We start from the raw sequence: 18,609 nt of genomic DNA on the forward strand, positions 1-18,609 counted from the left end.
CTACGGTTTCTTAGGCGCGCAAAGGCGTTTCAGGTCCGTTTTCAGGAAAACAGCCGCTAAACGGATGCGCACGGAAAGGCCTGGCCTCTCCTGCCGAAGAAATACTTAAGAAAGGGAAGAGGAGGCCGGGGGGGCCGCGCAGGAAAGAATGCGCCGGAGCGGTGGCGTAACCGACCAGCGTCACAGAAGAACCATGCTGCACCGCGTGCACCAGCGGAACCGGTACCACTACCCCTTCAGGGGCCTGGAAAGACGCCTGGAACAGGTTGTCTACCGGACAGTGGTTGTGCTTGGTGCTAAGCTCCTGCTTGCCCGGCTGGTGGGTGTGCTCCGGCGTGTGTTCGTGCGCGTGCAGTTGCAGCAGCAGCGCATCCGGGGTCATGACCCGGGCGAACAGCAGCAGCAAAAACAGGGCACTATAGCGCGAGAAGTTTTTCACCGAAACAGGTTAGGTTCGGCCAAATATACAAAGTTTTCGTGGGAACGGTTGCCTTTACGTGTTTTTTGCCGCCAGACAATCTGCCAACCTGTCACTTTCAGCCGTCTGGAACAGCTTTTGCCAAGGGAAGAATTGTTGCAGCTGGTGGCCGGTTGTTTTGAAATAGCAAATATTCCCGGTTGTCCCCCTTTGAAGGGGATAGGGGGATGACAAGGCTAGATGAGGACCGAACAACAGCAGCTATGAAACGAGCAGAAGTGACTCTCGGGAATGCTTAACTCTGCAAGAGTAATCGGCAGGAGTAATCATCCCCCTACCCCCTTCAAAGGGGGACGAAATGCGTTTTAGGCCTCTTTTGCGGAAAACAGGCTCAAAACAGGAACATCGGCGCAGCCGGAAGTGGAATAGAAAACAAGTAATTTACTTATAACATCGATATAGAAAGAAATGGAAGAAAAAGGCACGATTTCGATTCACACCGAGAACATTTTCCCCATCATCAAGAAGTTCTTGTACTCAGACCACGAGATTTTCCTGCGGGAGCTGGTGTCTAACGCCGTTGACGCGAGCCAGAAAGCCAAGAGCCTCTCCAGCATTGGTGAGCTGAAAGGCGATTTAGGCGAGCTGAAGGTGACCGTGAAGGTGGATAAGGAGAAAAAGCAAATCATCATCTCGGACAACGGGATAGGGATGACCGCCGAGGAAATCAAGAAATACATCAACCAGATTGCGTTCTCGGGGGCTACCGAGTTTGTGGAGCGCTACAAAGACTCTAACGCCGACAAGAGCCAAATCATCGGTCAGTTCGGCCTTGGTTTCTACTCGGCGTTTATGGTGGCCAGCACCGTGGAGATTGACACCTTGTCACACGCAGACGGCGCGGAGCCTGCGCACTGGATTTGCGACGGTTCTACCGAGTTCTCCATCACCAACGGAACCCGCACCGAGCGCGGAACGGATGTGATTCTGAACATCGCTGAGGATTCTGAGGAGTTCCTGGAGGAAGCCCGTCTGCAATCCATCCTGAACAAATACTGCAAGTTCCTGCCTATTCTGGTGGAGTTCAACGGCGAGGTTATCAACAACCCGAACCCTATCTGGACCAAGTCTCCGTCTGACTTAACCGACGAGGACTACAAGAACTTTTACAAAGAACTGTATCCGTTCTCGGAGGACCCGCTGTTCTGGATTCACCTGAACGTGGACTATCCGTTCAACCTCACCGGTATTCTGTACTTCCCGAAGGTGAAGAACGAGTTCGATTTCCAGAAAAACAAAATCCAGCTCTACAGCCGCCAGGTGTTCATCACCGATGAGGTGAAAGACGTGGTGCCGGAGTTCCTGATGCTGCTGCACGGCGTGATTGACTCCCCAGACATTCCGTTGAACGTGAGCCGCTCGTTCCTGCAGGCCGATGCCAACGTGAAGAAAATCAACACCTACATCACCCGGAAGGTGGCTGATAAGCTGAACGAAATCTACAAGAAAGACCGCACCGCCTACGAAGAGAAGTGGAACGACATTGGCGTATTCGTGAAGTACGGCATGCTGTCAGATGACAAGTTCTACGAGAAAGCGAAAGACTTCGCGCTGCTGCAAAGCACCGACGAGAAGTTCTACACCCTGGAAGAGTACCGCAACTACGTGCAGGCCAACCAAACCGACAAAGACGGCAACCTGGTTCTTCTCTACACTACTGATGCCGAGAAGCAGCACGCTTTCATTGAGACTGCCAAAAACCGCAACTATGACGTGGTGAAGCTGGACACCATGATTGACCCGCACTTCATTGGTCAGTTAGAGCAGAAATTGGAGAAAACGACCCTGAAACGCGTTGACGCCGACACCATTGACAAGCTCATCCAGACCGATGCCAAACCGGAGAGCGTGCTGTCTGAAGACGAAACCACGCGTCTGAAGGAGCTGTTTGAGAAAGCCATCTCTAACCAGAACATGACCGTGGGCGTGGAAGCCCTGAGCGTGGATGACCAGCCGGTGATTATCACGCTACCTGAATTCATGCGCCGCATGAAAGACATAAACCGCATGGGCGGCGGTGGCGGCATGATGATGATGGGCAACCTACCCGACATGTACAACGTGACCATCAACGCCAACCACCCCATCAACCACCGCATCCTGAAAGGCGATGACGAACGCGGCGAGAAAATCGCGAAGCAAGCCTATGACCTGGCGTTGTTGTCACAGAACATGCTGTCTGGGGCTGCCTTAACGGCCTTCGTGAAGCGTAGCGTGGAGCTGATTGACAAAGAATAGCGGCTAGTTTAGCGCTGTTTTTATAAAAAGAGGCCGGAAACGTAAGTTTTCGGCCTCTTTTGGTTTTAATGAGATATTAAAGGAAACTAAGCTGACCTCTTGAATCAACAATGGAGATAGAGGTGAATTTAATTCTGGGCCTCTTTTCAATAAAGACTCCTTGTTTGTCTTGTCTATCTATATACCCCTTGATTACACAGTTATTGAAAAGCGCAGTTTTGTAATCTTTGATATTTCCTCTCTGAGGTAAACACGTTAACACATGGTTTTGGTAAAGTAAACCTAAAGTATTCGTCTTCTCATTGCCCCTTGTGATATGACCTTCTAATTCAACATAGGCACCATGTTCTAGTTCTGGGAAGAGTACTTCTTTGTCCTCTTCCTCATTTAAGAATATATATTTATTTTTATAATTTACCCTTGCTTGTTCCTGTTCTAGCGGTTCAATATAGCCTATCACAAATTCTCTGTCTTCCTCAACAATACCAATTAACTTCTGGAAGAGACTTTCGGGGCAATTAGAGAAATGCTCCAGAAATTCAACAGGAAACCAGAGTATTCTATCATAATCGTTTTTCAACCCAATAAACCTATTGTCTGGTGAGAAAGATATATTTCTAAAATGCTTTCTACTTAATGACCCTAAATGAGTAGCCGCTTTGATAACCCAGGTCATTGCCTTGAAGGCATTCTTAAAGATGTCTTTAAACCCAAAATCTTTGAAATCATTCTTGGCCATTTCTTCAAGAGCACTTCCAACATACTTGCCGATACCCCATGCCGCTAATCCTTTTAGAAGCAACTCGTCAAGATTCTCTGAGAATATTGCTTCCCAACTTCCTTTTCTAATTCGAACTGGAATTTCAAAAGGAATAAGTTCTAAGTCAGGATATTCCTGATACAAGAAAAATCTAAGTGCCTCATCTATACCAGATAAAGCACTTGCTGTTTTTCGAGCATCTAAAAAGCCATCCTCAACAAGTTTTCCTTCATACTTAATGAAAGCTGCAACTGAATCCATTTAATTTAAATTTTCTAGGAGTTCAAATCCTATTGTTGAGTAGTAATAATATTGAGCTTTCTTCTAAAAGTTGAATATATAAAATTGTGGTTGTCAAATTGCTATTTACAATGTAAGTGCCATACCTCAATAAGAGGAGGCTTTTACAATCCTCTCTTTTTAATTTTTTTTAAAAACATTTTCTAACTCTCTGCTTCCTTTCTACATTGCAAGCATTCTTCCGTTCATTGAACTTGTTCTCCCAAAAACTATGACTAAATCTTTCCTATCTTACCTTTCCATCGGCTTTTTAACCTTGGCGTTAGGCTGTTCTTCCTGTTCCAAGGAAGCTTCTACCACGGCCACAACTCCTTCCTCCCAAAGCAGTTCCACCTCAGCCAAAGCCAAACCGGGGCTTATCACCGGGGCCGACCAGACCGAGAAATATGTGCCGTACCTGAAAAGCAAGAAAGTGGCCATGGTGGTGAATCAGTCTTCCACCATCGGCGGGAAGTCTAGTGTGGATAGCCTGTTGGCGGCGGGGATTCAGATTGTGAAGGTGTTCGGGCCGGAGCACGGCTTCAGAGGAAATGCCAGCAACGGCGCGAAGGTAGACGACGAGGTAGACGCGAAAACCGGCATTCCCATTATCTCCTTGTACGGCAAAAAGAAAAAGCCCAGTAAAGAAGATTTGGCGGGCATAGACGTGCTCATCTATGACATCCAAGACGTGGGCGTACGCTTCTACACCAACATCAACACCCTGCGCGATGTCATGGAATCTGCCGCCGAGCACAACGTGGAGATGATGGTGCTCGACCGGCCTAACCCGCACGCGTACATGATTGATGGTCCCATTCTGGATATGAAGTATAAATCGGGCATCGGGCAGTTTCCTATTCCCATTGCGCACGGCCTTACCGTAGGTGAGTTTGCCCAAATGGTGAACGGCGAAGGCTGGATGGAGAAAGGCCTGAAGCTGAACAAGCTCCACATCATCAAACTGGCCAATTACCACCATGACATGCCGTACGTGCTGCCGGTGAACCCCTCGCCCAACCTGAACACGCCGCAGAGCGTGATGCTGTACCCCAGTCTGTGTCTGTTTGAGGGAACCATCATCAGCCAGGGGCGCGGCACGCACATGCCATTCGCCGTGCTGGGTGCTCCGGCCCTGAAAGGCAAATACGAGTTCAATTTCACCCCGGTTAGCATCCAGGGCATGAGCGAATCGCCGCTGCACATGAACGAGGTGTGTTACGGGTTAGACCTGCGGAACTATGACGTGGAGCAACTCAGAAAGAAGCGCCAGATCAACCTGAGCTGGATGATAGAACTCTACAAAGCCTACCCCGAGAAAGCGCGGTTTTTTGACTCATCCTACAGCAAGCAGATGGGCGTGATTGAACGACTAGCCGGCGTAGCCGATTTCCGGAAGCAGATAGAAGAAGGCTGGTCTGAAGAGCGAATCAGAGAAACCTGGGAGCCGGGCCTGAAAGCGTACAAGGAAATGCGCAAGAAGTACCTGTTGTACCCCTGAGCAAAACCGGCGTAGCCCTTCCATTTTAGCCCTGTTTTCATCAAAAGAGGCCAGAAACGTACGTTTCTGGCCTCTTTTATTCGACTACTTTCTGTCAAGCGAAGGGAAGCATCGCGCTTCTTCTACTTGAGCGCCACAGGTTGACCAGCAGCAGGATCAGGAGAACCGCCGTGTTAGCAACTAAAACAGACATTAGCATAGAGATAGAACCCAGCGTCATCAGGAACATATTAGTAATCGCCTGCGCCACTATCACCTTCTCCCATTTATTCAGCCCATCGGGCAGCAAGATACAGGCCCCCACCAAAGCAAAAGTCAGCAAGCCAAGGGAATTGGTGATGACGGTAGTTTGCAGCAGGGCACTCCCCATTGTGGCTCCCGCCGAAAGAAGAATAGCCCAGGGCAGCCTGCCGTTCCTGTACTTTTCCAACGCAGAGGGCCCTACAGGTGCTATTGCCTCTGCCGAAAACAGAAACTTGAACCGTTGATATTCATACAGGAGCAAGGCCACGTTCAGGCCCAGAAAAACCGCATTGACATAGGGTGTGCCACTCCAGTTCTGGGAGATTGTCACGGCCAGAATAGAGATGTTTATGGGTACCAGCATCACCGCGCCCAGCGTGCTGAACCGCTGCGAGAACAGTAGTGCGCCTATTACCACCTGACTCACGGCCACCACCTGCGCGAAAAAAGCTAACCCATATTCCGCGAGCCGTTCCTCCAGCCACGGCGGCCCAATCAGCTGCCCGAAGTTACCGTGCGTGAGTTTGCAGATTCCCGCCGAGAAGAAGACGTAGCCTAGAAACAGGCGGGTAAGGAGCACCAGAAAGTCTTTGTTTTTGATCATGGCCTTAACGGTTGAAGTACGTTTCAGGGGCGATTTTCCAGAAAGCCGCTCCTTTGATGACCACAAGTAAAGCAGCTCTCTTTCCGCCTGAAAATCTTTTAGACCAACCGCCGCATCACCTAGACCAACTCCGGCTTTTTACCTGATCCTCAGCAGAAAGAAAACAGCTGCTGGTCGTTTTGGAGGTATTTTCACCAAAACAGGCCGAAATCGCTTCCGGCCTGTTTCAGAGATATGACGTGAGCGCCTAAGCGCCTATTTTCACCGAGGTCATGGTCAAAGACCCGCCTACCATTTTGTCATTGAAGAACGAGGTTTCTTCGTCTTTGCCCTGCAAGCCCAGCGTGTACAGCAGCGGCAGGTAATGTTCTACCGTAGGTATGGCCAGCAACGCCTCTTTGCCCAAGGTCTGGTAGTTAATGAGCGGCTGGTGGTCGCGGTTCTGGATGAGGGCTTTGAATTTCTCGTTGATGGTGTGGGTCCAGTCGTAGCCGCCGCCGTTGATCATGCTCCAACTGACCATGCGCAGGTTGTGCACCATGTTGCCGCTGCCCACAATGAGCACGCCTTTCTTGCGCAGCGCCGTCAGATCTTTAGCCAGGTCATAGTGGTACTGCGGCCCTTTGGTGTAGTCAATGCTGAGTTGCAGCACGGGTACGTTGGCCTGGGGGTACATGTGCCGGATGATGGTCCAGGTGCCGTGGTCCAGGCCCCAGTCGTGGTCAAGTTCCACGTGGGTAGAGGTAATCAACTCCGCCGTCTCCTTCGCCAGGGCCGCGTCACCGGGCGAGGGGTACTGCACCGCGAACAGCTCCTGCGGAAATCCGCCGAAGTCATGGATAGTCTGCGGGAAGTCCATGGACGTGATTCTGGTGCCCCTAGTGAACCAGTGCGCCGAGACCACCAGCACCGCCTTAGGCACCGGAATCTCCTGCGCCATCTTCTTCCACCGCTGGCTGAATTCATTGTCTTCGATGCCGTTCATGGGTGAGCCGTGCCCAATGAAGAGCACCGGCATGGTATAGTCCTGAGAGGTTAGATCCTCGGTAAATTTTCTGAAAGCGCTTATGGTGGTCATCGTGATTGCTCCTCCTGCTATGGATTGTATGAAAGTTCTTCTTTTCACGAATGTTGCTTTGGGGCGCGAAAAAAGGCGTGTATTTCCTGGGCGAGCGATGAATACAACAAGGCTATCGCTACCGCAGGTTCACTCTACAAAGGTGAGGAGACCGATGCCCAAAAAGAATAAGGTAGTTTAAGAAATGGCCTGCTGGTAGAGGTCCAGCCCCGCTGATTTGATGGAGCTAAAGAACTCTGGGGTGATGCCCAGGTACGAGGCGATGTGGTACTGCGGAATGCGCTGGCTCAGGCTGGGGAATTTGAGCAGGAAATCACGGTAGTTCTCGGCGGCGGTCTGGGTCATGCCATTCAGCATCCGTTTTTTAAACGCGAAGTACCCGTTTTGGAGCAGTTTCCGGTAAAACAGGTTAAAAACAGGATGCTCCTGCGTGAGCAGCTCAAAGGCATTGGTGTTGATCTGGACGTACTGCGTCTGCTCCAACGCCTGAATGGAAAGCAAGGCTGGCTGATGGAAGGAGATGTCGCTGATCCAGTACCGCTCTACCGCAAATTCCAGGTTCACCTCCTTGCCCGCCTGGTCCACGATAAACGACCGCAGGCAGCCGTGCAGCACAAAGTATATCTGCTGGTTCAACTCGCCGGTGCGCAGCAGAAACTGTTTCTTCTTCGCCTCCTGCGTGACGCAGATGGCCATAAACGCGGCTTCCTCCTCGGGCGTGAGCGAGACGTGTTGGGCGAGGGCCGCGGTGAGGAGGTCGTGAGGCAAATCAGAAAGAAATTACAGTGGGGCCTGGGCGCAAAGGATGAGCTAGAACTTCCCTGATCACCGGAACCATTGTGCTCAGCGTCATATACGTATTATCTGGCGCAGCCAATAAAAGGACCGGGGTGGAATACTTGGTAAAGTTCTGCTGGAACTGGAGGTTTTTGTCAAAAGTAAGCAAAGCATCAAAGCTTTCGGTAAAGAGCAACAGCATGAGCTCCCCGTTCTTCTTCCCATTCCAGCCTTTGTCACGAACGGTGTAGATTTCGTGTTCTGCAAAGTCGGTTTTCAGGCGTTTGGGCAAGTTCTCATCAAGCAGCAGTTTCATATAGCTGCTCAATGTTTTTTGACGTCACTAGTTTTTCTGCAATCCCTAAAACGCCCACCGCATGCTCTCTGAGGACCGTAGGAAAATCTTCCAGAAAGTCATCTAGTGAAACTCCTTTCTCCAGGTGAGCGAACAGGGCCTCAATGGGAACCCGGGTTCCTTTAAACACGGGCTGCCCAGCCAGAATGTCTTGGTCAATGGTGATATAATCTTTGATAGCTGCCATACTCAAATATACGCGTAAAGGGAACAAGAGGCTCTTTTTCACGGAATGGGCTCAAACGAGAGCTGGAGACAGTGAACGCAGCCCAACATCGAAATAGAGTAGGGACCATCCCTGGTAGTAGTCCTGTTACAAGTGCCGTTCCGAAAAAGAGCAACCACCAGGGATTGCCCCTACCTCAGAAACATTGAAAAGAGCATGACTGTTTTAGGCTAGTTTTCAGGAAAACAGGCCCAAAACAGCCTACTACCACTCTCCACAAAACTTTGCTTTTGCCGCCAGAAACTCCTGCCACATCTCGTGCACGATCTCGCCGGCGGGTTTGATGTCGTTGACCAGCGCGGCAATCTGCCCGATTTCCAGTTCGCCTTCGTCCAGGTCCCCTTCGTACATGCCGTGTTTGGCCCGGCGGGAGCCTAGCAACTCGGCCAGTTCCAGGTTAGAAGCTCCACGTAGTTCGGCTTCCTTTACGTCTTGGTAGAACTTGTTTTTTAGCAGGCGCACGGGCGTGAGTTGCTTCAAAGAAAGCTCGGTGTCACCTTCCTGTGCCGCCACCACGCGGTCTTTGAAGCTTGGGTGCGCGCTGGACTCCACGCTGGCTACAAACCGACTGCCTACCTGCACCCCATCGGCCCCCAGGGCCAGGGCCCCGAAGATCCCCGCTCCGTTGGCGATGCCGCCGGCGGCGATTAGGGGCAGGTTCACGGCCTGGCGCACCAACGGAATCAGGCAGAAGGTAGTGGTTTCCTCGCGGCCGTTGTGGCCTCCGGCTTCAAACCCTTCGGCCACAATGGCGTCAACGCCCGCTTCCTCGCACTTACGGGCAAACTTCACATTGCTCACCACGTGGATGACTTTGGAGCCGTTCTCCTGCAGTATCTTCGTCCAAGTCTTGGGGTTGCCCGCCGAGGTGACCACCACGGGCACTTTCTCTTCCATGATGATCTTGAAATGCTCGTCCAGATCTGGGTACAGCAGCGGCACGTTCACACCAAACGGTTTATTTGTGGCGGCCTTGCATTTTCGGATGTGCTCGCGCAACGTGTCTGGGTACATGGAGCCCGCGCCAATGAGGCCCAGCCCGCCGGCATTGCTCACCGCCGAGGCCAGTTTCCAGCCGCTGCACCAGATCATGCCGGCTTGTATAATGGGATATTGTATGTTGAAGAGTTGGGTGATTCTGTTGCTCATTTGGTAGCAAGTATCATGTAGCAAGTAGCAAGACATTGTCTACATGAGTTGGTGAAATGATAACCTATAAATTTGTGCTACTTGATACGCGATACTTGATACGCGTTTTAGTGGCTGAAATCAATCTCGGTGCTGTCGCCGATGTTCAGGCGCTGGCTTAAGCCTTTCAGGGCGGAGTCTGAGCCTACCAGCGAGTCTTCCAGCACGGCGTATCCCAGCTCGGCGTAGCCGCCGATGATGGAGTTGCGCACGATGGTGTAGTTGAGGATGGCGCTTTCGCCAATGGCTACGTTGGGACCCACAATGGAGTTGGAGATCTGCACGCCCTTGCCAATGCTCACCGGCGGAATGATGATGGTGTTGGGGAAATCGGGGTACTCGGCGCGTCTGAACTCCGGCCGGTTCAGGAGGGTGGCGTTGGCCTGCAGGAGCGTGTCTTTGCGGCCGCAGTCAAACCAGTGGTCTACCGTGTACGACACCATTTTCTCGCCGTGCTGGATCATGTGCATGAGGGCATCGGTGAGGTGGTGCTCGTTCTGCGTTCGGATGTCGTTGGCCACAATGTACTCCAGGGCCTCTACCAGTTTTGCCGGGTTGGCCATCTTGTAAAGACCCACCAAAGCGTAATTGGACTTCGGGATCTTGGGTTTCTCAATCACCTTGGTGATGAAGCCGCCGTTGTCCATCTCGGCGATCCCGAACATGGTAGGCGTTTTCACTGGCTTCACGGCCAGCATGGTGTGCTCAGAAGAAAAGAACTGCTGCATGTCCACGTCCACAATGGTATCGCCTAGCTGAATGAGCACATCTTTCTCATTCCGGAAGGTCTCCCGGGCAGACCAAAGCGCGTGCCCCAAGCCCTCGCGGGGCTGCTGCACCACAAATTCGGCTTCAATGTGCGGGTATTTGCGTTGCACGTAGTGCATGATTTTCTCGCCCAGGTATCCTACCACCAGCACAAACTGCCTGATGCCCGCCGCCTGCAGCCGCTCAATGATGTGGCCCAGAATGGCTTTGCCGGCAATAGGCACCAAGGCCTTGGGTTGGGTGTGGGTGTGGGGCCGCAAGCGTGCTCCCATTCCAGCCACCGGAATTATTGCTTTCATACTACTCTCAAGAAGGCTTTTCATCACAAGCTACGCAATTCTGCCGGTTTTCGTACACATGGGCGGCGCCAGAAACAGGTTTGGAAACTGCTCAGGCCTAAAATCTTTATAGCGTTTCTTGAATATTTACCCGGAACCTTGTTATCTTTCGGCAGGCACATCGCGCTGGCGGGGCAATCTCCTGAACCGTCCGTTTTAGGGCCGTTTTCAGGAAACTGCGGCAAAAACGCACATTTTCCCTTCTGTTACGTATAGAGGTTGCCTATTACTGATAAATACGGATATTGCGTACCATACCTTCTGAATAAACTACCTCAACTATGAAAAAACTATTGCTTTACCTTGTAGGCTTCGTGATTCTGGCCTCGCAGAGCTCCTGCGGATACAATGATATGGTGCAGAAAGACGAGCAGGTGTCCAGCCAGTGGGCGCAGGTGCAGAACTCCTATCAGCGCCGCGCAGACTTAGTGCCCAACCTGGTGAACACCGTGAAAGGAGCCGCCAACTTTGAGAAAGAAACACTTACCCAAGTCATAGAGGCCCGGTCCAAAGCCACCAGCATCCAACTCAACGCCGACGATCTGACCCCCGAAAACCTGGAGAAATTCCAGGCAGCCCAAAGCCAGCTGAGCGGCTCCCTGTCGCGGTTAATGGCTACCGCCGAGGCGTACCCAGACCTGAAAGCCAACCAGAACTTCCTGGAGCTGCAGGCCCAGCTGGAAGGCACAGAGAATAGAATCTCGGTGGAACGGCAGAGATTCAACACCACCGTGCAGGACTACAACACCTACATCAGGGCGTTCCCGCGCAACTTCTTCGCCGGCTGGTTCGGGTTTGAGAAGAAAGGCTACTTTGAGGCCGCTGCCGGTGCCCAGAACGCCCCAACGGTCCAGTTCTAAGGAAGCGCGTAGCCGCTAGCCAGACTTCAACTTCTGTTTAGGGGCTGTTTTGACAAAAACAGCCCCTAAACAGAAGTCCCTATTGACTCAGGACTCATCACTCAAGACTCAGAACTTCCCACTCCATGCCCCGCGACACCATCACAGCAGCAGACGAGGCCGTTATTGTACAGGCCATTCAGGAAGCGGAACGCAACACCTCTGGCGAGGTGCGGGTGCACATTGAAGACACCTGTGAGGGCGAGGTTTTAGACAGAGCCACCCAGGTGTTCGCCTACCTGCACATGCACCAGACCAAGCTCAGAAACGGCGTGCTGTTCTACGTGGCCATGAAAAGCCACAAGTTTGCCGTGCTGGGCGATGCGGGCATCAACGCGGTAGTACCTAAGGATTTCTGGGTCGAGATCAATAAAACCGTGATCGCTGATTTCAAGGAAGGCCGGTACGCCGAGGGCTTACGGAAAGGCATCACCATGGCGGGCGAGCAACTGAAAAGCTATTTCCCGTACGCCGGAGACCACAAAGACATCAACGAGCTGTCTGATGATATCTCCTTCGGCAAAAACCTGGACGAGAACCAAAAATAATGAGAAAAACCATCTGGCTTCTAGGGATATTGTGGCTTTGGGCAGGACTAGGGCTGGCGCAGGATTTTCCGCCCCGGCCGTCTCCGCCGCGGCTGGTCAATGACCTGGCCAACATCCTCTCCCCAGAGGAAGAACAGGCGCTGGAGCAGAAGCTGGTCAACTACAATGACAGTACCTCCACTCAGATTGCCGTGGTCAACATCACCTCCATTGGCCAGTATGACATCTCAGACTACGCGTTTAAGCTAGCCGAGCAATGGGGCATAGGCCAACAGGGCAAAAACAACGGTATTCTCATTCTTACGGCAGTCAATGAGCGTCGCGTGTTCATTGCCACCGGCTACGGCATGGAAGGCGTAGTGCCCGATGCCATCGCCAAACGCATCACGGAGTACACCATCAAACCCGAGTACCAGCAGGGCCGCTATTACGCCGGTCTGGACAAAGGCACCAGCTTCATCATTGACGTGGCCAGCGGCGAATACAAAGCCGATCCCAAGCAACGCCAGGGCGATGAAGAAGGCGGCATTCCCTTCCTCTGGATTATCATCGGGATTCTGATCCTTATCTTCATCATCAGCCGCAGAGGCGGCGGAGGCCGGGGCGGACGTGGTGGCGGAATGCGCACCCTGGGCGGACCTTTCTTCCCACCCGTTATCTTCGGGGATTTCTCCGGCGGACGTGGCGTCTTTGGCGGCGGCGGTGGCTTTGGAGGAGGCGGAGGTGGTGGCTTCGGCGGTTTCGGGGGCGGTAGCTTCGGAGGCGGCGGGGCCGGTTCCAGCTGGTAAACAGATCAACTCCCCGTGTAAAGAAAAGCACCCAGCTAAGTTTGTAGGAAAGCGTTTTGGGCCTGTTTTCAACAAAACAGGCCCAAAACGCTTCTTCGGTTCATACCACTACTTTTGGCCGTTTTCCTGAAAGCAGCTTTAAAACAATCTAGACATCTTAGACCTCACAGGTTTTGAAAACCTGTGAGGTCTTTTCTTTTGCCGTAGCTGGTGTTTCTCGCCGTTGCCTCCGCCGTTGTTGGTGTTCTCACCAACAACTTAAACTGCCGTTCAAGCCGCCACTTCAATATAGAATTACCTCTATATTACAGACTACCTTCCTCTAACACTATATCGTTTCAGGCCTATATTTCAGAAAATGGCCCCAAAACGAAGGCCGGGCTTAGCGGACTCGGCGGTAATAGGGCCCGTTCTCTACTTTCTCGTAGCGCTGGAAGATCAGGGGAAGTTTGTACTGCAGCTCGGGCATGAGGTTCTGCTGGTCCACGATGTAGGCCGGAGGAGCCTTCCGGAGGTCTTGCAGAATGGTGAAAAGCGACTCGTAGTAATGCAACCGCCCGAAGTACGGCTTGGCAAGATCCCAGCGCAGGTACGGTGAGCCAAGGCTGTTGTGCTGGTAGTAATTCAGGTCGGGCCCCAGAACCAGCATGGACTGGCCTTCCACCTGCCGGTACTTGGGATCATCCCGCACTTGTATCAGCTCCGGCTGAAGGCCGAGGGCCGGGTAAACTAAGCCCAGCGGGTTGTAGCGCATGGCCATCACGCCCGCCACCAGCACCAGGAACAGGAGCTCGGCTATCCACAAGCGGTTTCCCCACCAACTGAATAGGAAGATGCCAAAATAAGCCAGCAGGGGCAGCAGCAAAATCAAGCCTTTCACGGAGCCATCGTGCCCGCTAATGAGCACCAGCGCCACCACAATGGTCCAGATGAGCATAAACTGCATGAAACGCGCCTGGTAGTTCGCACCCAGGTTCACCAGCGGCAGACTCAGCAGAGAGAGTACCAGCAAGCCCAGGGGAAGGGCGGCCACGGTGAGCACCTGCCCCACGGGTAAGCCCAAGTCAAACGATAATTGCCAGGACCATGTGAGCGCCTGCTCCAGAAAGGGCCCTAAGGCGTTCTGGTACAGAAAATACGTCAATACCACCGTAAACGGGAACACAAAACCGGTGAGCATCAGCAAGGTGCTCCGGAAGGCCCCGGAGGCGAAGTAGATAATCGCGAAGAAGCCCAGCACCAGAAACCAGACCATGGGCAGGTAACACAGCGCCGCCAGCCCCAGCATGAAGCCGGCCTTGAACAGACGGCCCGCGTTGGAGGCTTCCTTGGAGATAGCCGTGAGGCTGTATACCGCCAGCACCACAAACGTGTGGCCCAGCAGTAGCGGCGACAGCACATCCAGCTCAAAGAAGATGCTGCCAAACAGCATGTACAGCAGCGCCGGCACATACGACTTGAAGGGATGCACCTGGTTGCGGTTGAACACGAAGTTGAGCAGGAACGCCTGGTAGCCCAGCAGAAACGTGGCCAGCAGGCGGTGCGCCAGGTAAGAGCGCGGCGCTACAGCATCCAGAAGCCAATACACCAGGCCAGAGAGCGGCCCGGTAGTATCGTAGAGGTCCTGGTAGAGGGTAAAACCTTGGTGCAGGCGCTCGCCCAGCAGCACATAATGCAGCTCAGAAAGCGTACTGGGCAGCCCGAAAATGAGCAACGGAAGCCGGATGAGGAGAAACAGCAGTACCAACACCACCCACCTGGACGGAAACAAACTGCGGAAGAATCGTATCAAGCAATGCGCGGCTTAGCCGTCTACTCGCACCTTGCGGCAAAGAGGACGGCGGTTTGTGGGGTAAAAATGTGAAATTAATACGATATTTGCGGAACCATGGAAAGTAAACGCCAACAAAAATTCGCCAGACTGATTCAAAAGGAACTTGCTGAGATCTTCCAGCGCGATGTTTCCCATTTGTTTCAGAGCACCTATATCTCAGTAAGCGGGGTAGCCGTGTCTCCGGATCTGGGCGTGGCCAAAGTACACCTGAGCCTTTTGCTCAACCCCAACGGGCGCGATCTGCTCAACGAAATCAAGGTCCACACCAAGACCATCCGGCACGAGTTGGCCAAACGCATCAAGAACCAGGTGCGCGTGATCCCCGAGCTGATCTTCTATCTGGACGATACCGCCGAGTACGCCGCCAAGATGGACAAGATCCTCTCTGAGCTGGACATCCCCTCAGAATCCAAAGAAGATCCTACCAACCCGTTCCGGACCGAGGACGACTATTATTTATCTGACGAAGACGGCGAGGATGACGAAGAAGACGCCGAAGAGCGGTAGTCTCACCCATCCTGCGCTACTTCCTGCTACGCAAGCCAGCTACTAAACCCACCCATGCAGTACGATCCCATAAAACGCGTTCTGGGCGAGGCGTTCAACAAAACGCCTTTCCTGCGCAAGCTTTTCTATAACCTGTTAGACCTGTTGCTGCTGCGCACGTGGCACATCCACAAGGAACTGCGGGCGTGGGCCAAAAACAAGCGCCAGCAGCCTATCCAGATCCTGGACGCCGGTTCGGGCTTCGGGCAATACAGCTATTACCTCTCCGGCCTGAGCCCCAACTGGCGCATTCTGGCGGTAGACGTAAAGGATGAGCAGATCGCAGACTGCGCCAACTTCTTCCAGAAGATCGGGCGGCACAACGTCATGTTCCGCAAGGAGGACCTGGTGACCTACCGTGAGCCGCAGCCCACCTTTGACCTGGTGTTGTCTGTTGACGTGATGGAGCACATCCTGGAAGACGTGGAGGTGTTTAAGAACTTCCATGCGTCTATGCGCCCCGGCGGCATGCTGCTGATCTCCACCCCCTCAGACCAGGGCGGCTCAGACGTGCACGGCGACGAGGAAAGCTCGTTCATTGAGGAGCACGTACGCGACGGCTACAACATCCAGGAAATCCAGCAGAAACTGAAAAGCGCCGGGTTCAGCCGCACCGAGGCGCATTATTCCTACGGAAGTCCGGGTAAGATCTCGTGGCGCCTGAGCATGAAGTACCCCATCCTGATGCTGGGGGCTTCCAAGCTGTTCTTCCTCCTTCTGCCGTTCTACTACCTGCTGGTGTATCCGTTCTGCCTTCTCCTGAATTGGCTGGACACCAACGGCAAGCACCCCACCGGTACCGGCCTCATCGTGAAAGCCTGGAAATAGAAGAAAGAACTCTTCTCAACATAGAGAAACGCTATTCCATATTGCGCCAGCTAAAGCCATTCCTACCATCAGGTTTGAAAGGCTTTAGCTGGCGCTAGTGTTTTGGGCCTACTTTCTGAAAACTACGCCTAAAACAGAAACTCAGATAAAGTCCGGACGTTTGCGCTTGGGAGAAGGAATAGACGAGAAAACGACTACCGCAACCATCACCGCCCGCTCATCTTTCTTCTGGAATAAATCTCTGCCATCCGGCCTGAAGAGCTCTCCACACGTCAGCGAAGAGCTATTCAGGCGGTACAGTTGTCCAGTTCCGGCGTTCTTTTATGGACCCAGGACCCAGAAAAGGGGAGGATTTCAGATTCGGGGTCATTCCTGAAAAATAGCCCCAGAACGGCCTCATTTTTTGGAGGTTTGACAATCTCCCAAGAACTGCTAACTTCACCGGAAAGTTACCTGTCACCAGTAGCTATTCCCTCACTATGATAGAGTTAGTCAGAACAGATTCAACCAGTCCAGAATTTGTAGAACTTGTTTCTCTGTTAGACGCAGATCTTCACGTGAGGGATGGAGACGACCATTCGTTTTACGCCCAGTTCAACAAAATTGACGCTATCCGGTACGTAGTGGTGGCCTACAACAACCAGCTGGCGGTAGGGTGCGGCGCCATCAAAGCGTACTCGCCAGATACCCTGGAGATAAAGCGCATGTTTGTGTTGCCGGAGTTCCGGGGGCAGGGCATCGCGGGCAAAGTACTGGCAGAACTGGAGCAGTGGGCGGCCGAGCTGGGTTATGCCTCGCTTATTCTGGAAACTGGCAAAGCGCAGCCAGAGGCCATCAGGCTGTATACCAAGAGCGGCTATCAGGTGATTCCCAACTTTGGGCAGTACGTGAACATAGAAAACAGCGTCTGCATGAGCAAGCCGATCGCCCAACAGCCGGTGCAAGAAGGATAAACTTGGGATAACCTCTAAAAAGACGTAATTTCGGGCTTCCGCGGGCAGAAAACAGAACCCTTTTGCCTCAGAACAGTAAAGGTGACCTGAACGAGGAGAAGCGAAATCTCTCTTCCGGCACCTAATCAATCCCTTATTCACTCATTCCCACGTAAATGAACGTTGCCCTTTTTATCGCCCGGCGGTATTTTTTCTCTAAAAAGAAGCGCAACATCATCAACATCATTTCCATCATCGCCATGATTGGCGTGGGCGTGGGCACCATGGCGCTCATTGTGGTGCTCTCCGTGTTCAACGGCCTGGAAGACCTCATCCGGTCGCTGTACGGCAAGTTTGACCCCGAGATCAAGATCACCACCGTAGAAGGCAAATCGTTTGAGACCGATGCCCAGTTGCTGGAACGGATCCGGAAAACGCCGGGCGTGGCGCTGCTCACCGAAGTGATTGAAGACAACGCCCTGCTGCGCTACAATGACCGCCAGATGGTGGTGAAGATCAAAGGCGTGAGTGATAACTTTTTCCAACAGAACCAGATTGACTCCGCCATTGTGGACGGCGACTACCGCCTGAAACGCGATGGCAAGCAGTTTGCCCTCATCGGCCGGGGCGTGCAGTACCAGCTTTCCATCCGGCCCGAGAACCCGTTCTCGCCGCTGCAGTTCCTGTACCCCAAAGCGGGCAAGAAAACCATCATCAACCCAGAGAACGCCTTCCGGCAACTGGGCATTCAGGCGGGCGGCGTGTTTGCCATTGAACGCCAGTACGATGACCAGTACGTGTTTGTGCCCCTGAGCTTCGCGGAGGAGCTCCTGAGCTACGGAAACAAGCGCACCTCGCTGGAGATCAAAACCGAGAACATAGAGCAAATTGAGAAGGTGCAGTCCGCCCTGCAGGAGCTGCTGGGCGAAGGTTTCAACGTACAGGACAGCGAGCAACAGCACGTGAGCCTTCTGCGGGCCGTGAAGGTGGAGAAGCTGTTTGTGTTTGTCACCTTCACCTTTGTCTTGCTCATCGCGTCCATCAACATCTTTTTCTCGCTCTCCATGCTGGTGCTGGACAAACAGAAAGACATTGCCATCCTGGCCTCTTTGGGCGCTGACCCGAGAACGATACGTAGGGTTTTCCTGCTGGAGGGTGCCATTGTAGCTTTTACCGGGGCCGTGGTGGGCTTGGTGGTGGGAGGGACCATCTGCTGGCTGCAGCAGACGTTTGGCTGGGTGTCCATGGGCATGAGCACCTCGGTGGTGGAAGCGTACCCGGTCTTGATGCGCCCCACTGATTTCCTGCTCACGGCCGCCGCCATCATTCTCATCACCTTTCTGGTGTCCATCCGGCCCGCCCGCCGCGCCGCCGCCCTCTCCATCCGGGAAAACCTGTAGT

At 53.0% G+C, this 18,609-nt stretch carries 19 protein-coding genes; 9 read left to right on the forward strand and 10 right to left on the reverse strand.

Annotation, left to right across the window (positions count from 1 at the left end; all coding sequences use genetic code 11):
• Window positions 1-10: 10 nt before the first annotated feature.
• Entirely contained in the window at window positions 11-439 is a 429-nt protein-coding gene (locus H7U12_RS07020) for a hypothetical protein (RefSeq protein ID WP_186635092.1), read from the reverse strand.
• Window positions 440-886: 447 nt separating this feature from the next.
• Here H7U12_RS07020 and htpG point away from each other — a divergent pair, with 447 nt between their 5' ends.
• The gene (gene htpG / locus H7U12_RS07025) at window positions 887-2,716 is read left to right on the forward strand and encodes a molecular chaperone HtpG (protein WP_186635095.1); all 1,830 of its coding nucleotides are present in this window, start codon (window positions 887-889) and stop codon (window positions 2,714-2,716) included.
• 76 nt (window positions 2,717-2,792) lie between these two features.
• Here the strand turns inward: htpG and H7U12_RS07030 are convergent, their stop codons facing one another.
• The gene (locus H7U12_RS07030) at window positions 2,793-3,737 is read right to left on the reverse strand and encodes a hypothetical protein (RefSeq protein ID WP_186635098.1); all 945 of its coding nucleotides are present in this window, start codon (window positions 3,735-3,737) and stop codon (window positions 2,793-2,795) included.
• Window positions 3,738-3,987: 250 nt separating this feature from the next.
• Here H7U12_RS07030 and H7U12_RS07035 point away from each other — a divergent pair, with 250 nt between their 5' ends.
• Complete coding sequence (locus tag H7U12_RS07035; RefSeq protein WP_186635102.1) at window positions 3,988-5,256, forward strand: exo-beta-N-acetylmuramidase NamZ family protein; 1,269 nt, start codon at window positions 3,988-3,990, stop codon at window positions 5,254-5,256.
• 94 nt (window positions 5,257-5,350) lie between these two features.
• Here the strand turns inward: H7U12_RS07035 and H7U12_RS07040 are convergent, their stop codons facing one another.
• From H7U12_RS07040 to H7U12_RS07070, 7 genes are all read right to left on the reverse strand, one after another.
• The gene (locus tag H7U12_RS07040) at window positions 5,351-6,103 is read right to left on the reverse strand and encodes a DoxX family membrane protein (protein WP_186635105.1); all 753 of its coding nucleotides are present in this window, start codon (window positions 6,101-6,103) and stop codon (window positions 5,351-5,353) included.
• A 247-nt stretch (window positions 6,104-6,350) separates the two neighbouring features.
• Window positions 6,351-7,181, reverse strand: a complete 831-nt coding sequence (gene ygiD / locus H7U12_RS07045; RefSeq protein ID WP_186635108.1) for a 4,5-DOPA-extradiol-dioxygenase — start codon at window positions 7,179-7,181, stop codon at window positions 6,351-6,353.
• 177 nt (window positions 7,182-7,358) lie between these two features.
• Window positions 7,359-7,949 (reverse strand): Crp/Fnr family transcriptional regulator, encoded by a 591-nt coding sequence (locus tag H7U12_RS07050; RefSeq protein ID WP_186635111.1) that lies wholly within the window; start codon window positions 7,947-7,949, stop codon window positions 7,359-7,361.
• Between the two features lies 1 nt (window position 7,950).
• Window positions 7,951-8,274, reverse strand: coding sequence for a DUF5615 family PIN-like protein (locus H7U12_RS07055; RefSeq protein ID WP_186635114.1), 324 nt, complete (start codon window positions 8,272-8,274; stop codon window positions 7,951-7,953).
• Entirely contained in the window at window positions 8,258-8,500 is a 243-nt protein-coding gene (locus tag H7U12_RS07060; protein WP_186635116.1) for a DUF433 domain-containing protein, read from the reverse strand. Before H7U12_RS07060 ends, H7U12_RS07055 begins: the two co-directional genes overlap by 17 nt.
• Before the next feature lie 243 nt (window positions 8,501-8,743).
• Entirely contained in the window at window positions 8,744-9,688 is a 945-nt protein-coding gene (locus H7U12_RS07065; RefSeq protein WP_186635121.1) for an NAD(P)H-dependent flavin oxidoreductase, read from the reverse strand.
• A gap of 107 nt (window positions 9,689-9,795) precedes the next feature.
• Window positions 9,796-10,794, reverse strand: a complete 999-nt coding sequence (locus tag H7U12_RS07070) for a sugar phosphate nucleotidyltransferase (protein WP_186635124.1) — start codon at window positions 10,792-10,794, stop codon at window positions 9,796-9,798.
• 320 nt (window positions 10,795-11,114) lie between these two features.
• Here H7U12_RS07070 and H7U12_RS07075 point away from each other — a divergent pair, with 320 nt between their 5' ends.
• The 3 genes from H7U12_RS07075 to H7U12_RS07085 all read left to right on the forward strand — a co-directional run bounded on the left by H7U12_RS07075 (window position 11,115) and on the right by H7U12_RS07085 (window position 13,068).
• Entirely contained in the window at window positions 11,115-11,693 is a 579-nt protein-coding gene (locus tag H7U12_RS07075) for a LemA family protein (RefSeq protein WP_186635127.1), read from the forward strand.
• Between the two features lie 125 nt (window positions 11,694-11,818).
• Window positions 11,819-12,280 carry a TPM domain-containing protein gene (locus H7U12_RS07080; RefSeq protein WP_186635130.1) on the forward strand — a complete coding sequence of 154 codons (462 nt, stop codon included), beginning with the start codon at window positions 11,819-11,821 and terminating at the stop codon, window positions 12,278-12,280.
• Window positions 12,280-13,068, forward strand: coding sequence for a TPM domain-containing protein (locus H7U12_RS07085; RefSeq protein ID WP_186635133.1), 789 nt, complete (start codon window positions 12,280-12,282; stop codon window positions 13,066-13,068). Before H7U12_RS07080 ends, H7U12_RS07085 begins: the two co-directional genes overlap by 1 nt.
• Window positions 13,069-13,450: 382 nt before the next feature.
• Here H7U12_RS07085 and H7U12_RS07090 read toward each other — a convergent pair whose 3' ends face one another.
• Window positions 13,451-14,860, reverse strand: a complete 1,410-nt coding sequence (locus H7U12_RS07090; protein WP_186635136.1) for a hypothetical protein — start codon at window positions 14,858-14,860, stop codon at window positions 13,451-13,453.
• Between the two features lie 96 nt (window positions 14,861-14,956).
• Between H7U12_RS07090 and H7U12_RS07095 the strand changes: the two genes are divergently transcribed.
• The 4 genes from H7U12_RS07095 (at window position 14,957) to H7U12_RS07110 (ending at window position 18,608) form a co-directional block, all read left to right on the forward strand.
• A complete protein-coding gene (locus H7U12_RS07095) occupies window positions 14,957-15,409 on the forward strand; it encodes a ribosome-binding factor A (RefSeq protein ID WP_186635140.1) in 453 nt (150 codons plus the stop codon).
• A gap of 54 nt (window positions 15,410-15,463) precedes the next feature.
• Window positions 15,464-16,276 (forward strand): class I SAM-dependent methyltransferase, encoded by an 813-nt coding sequence (locus tag H7U12_RS07100; RefSeq protein ID WP_186635143.1) that lies wholly within the window; start codon window positions 15,464-15,466, stop codon window positions 16,274-16,276.
• A 557-nt stretch (window positions 16,277-16,833) separates the two neighbouring features.
• Window positions 16,834-17,229, forward strand: coding sequence for a GNAT family N-acetyltransferase (locus tag H7U12_RS07105; RefSeq protein WP_317170755.1), 396 nt, complete (start codon window positions 16,834-16,836; stop codon window positions 17,227-17,229).
• A gap of 155 nt (window positions 17,230-17,384) precedes the next feature.
• The gene (locus H7U12_RS07110; protein ID WP_186635148.1) at window positions 17,385-18,608 is read left to right on the forward strand and encodes an FtsX-like permease family protein; all 1,224 of its coding nucleotides are present in this window, start codon (window positions 17,385-17,387) and stop codon (window positions 18,606-18,608) included.
• Window position 18,609: the final 1 nt, after the last annotated feature.

Origin of the sequence: Rufibacter sediminis, from assembly GCF_014269285.1 — a bacterium.
GTDB classification, from domain to species: domain Bacteria; phylum Bacteroidota; class Bacteroidia; order Cytophagales; family Hymenobacteraceae; genus Nibribacter; species Nibribacter sediminis.